The organism is Staphylococcus kloosii (genome assembly GCF_032139365.1).
Classification (GTDB): Bacteria; Bacillota; Bacilli; order Staphylococcales; family Staphylococcaceae; genus Staphylococcus; species Staphylococcus kloosii_A.
Genome location: NZ_JAVTDB010000052.1, coordinates 1 through 869, shown reverse-complemented (window position 1 = coordinate 869; position 869 = coordinate 1). Strand labels below are relative to the sequence as shown.

Here is an 869-nt window from a genome sequence, read left to right as displayed (position 1 = left end):
CCTATATTTATTTCAACAGACAAACCTGACCCGTTCCTTGGCCAAAAAGCGCCCGTTACATTAGGCCACGAATTTGCAGGTGTAGTAGATGATATTGGTTCTAAGGTTACAAAATTTAATAAAGGCGATCGTGTTGTCATTAATCCTACAGTTTCAAATCGTGAAAAAGAAGAAAATATTGATCTTTATGATGGTTATTCATTTATAGGCTTAGGTTCTGATGGTGGATTTGCAGAATTTACAAATGTCCCAGAAGAGAACGTTTATAAGCTACCAGATAAGGTTTCTGATAAAGAAGGCGCTCTTGTAGAGCCAACCGCTGTTGCAGTTCAAGCAATTAAAGAAGGCGAAGTTCTATTTGGCGATACTGTTGCTATTTTTGGTGCAGGGCCAATCGGTTTATTAACAGTAATAGCAGCCAAAGCTGCAGGTGCAAGTAAGATATTTGTTTTTGATTTATCAGAAGAAAGATTGAATAAAGCTAAAGCAATAGGTGCTACTCATACGATCAATTCTGGTGAATCAAACCCAAGTGATATTATTAGTAAATACACTAATAATGGCGTGGATGTAGCATTTGAGGTAGCTGGTGTAGCGCCAACACTTAAATCTGCAATAGATGTTACTAAAGCAAGAGGTAATGTTGTTATAGTGTCTATATTTGGTCATCCTATTGAATGGAATCCAATGCAATTAACAAATACAGGTGTAAAACTTACTTCGACAATTGCTTATACACCTACTACATTTCAACAAACAATAGACTTAATTAACGAAGGTAATTTAAAAGTAAAAGACGTCGTTACTGATGAGATAGAGCTAGATGATATTGTAGAGTCAGGATTTGAACAACTTGTAAACGATAAATC

The 869-nt window shown here is 35.8% G+C and carries 1 protein-coding gene; it reads left to right on the top strand.

The annotated features are described in order from the left end of the window. A partial coding sequence (locus RPL90_RS06720) for a zinc-binding dehydrogenase (RefSeq protein ID WP_313547114.1) occupies positions 1-869 on the top strand: 869 nt, incomplete at both ends.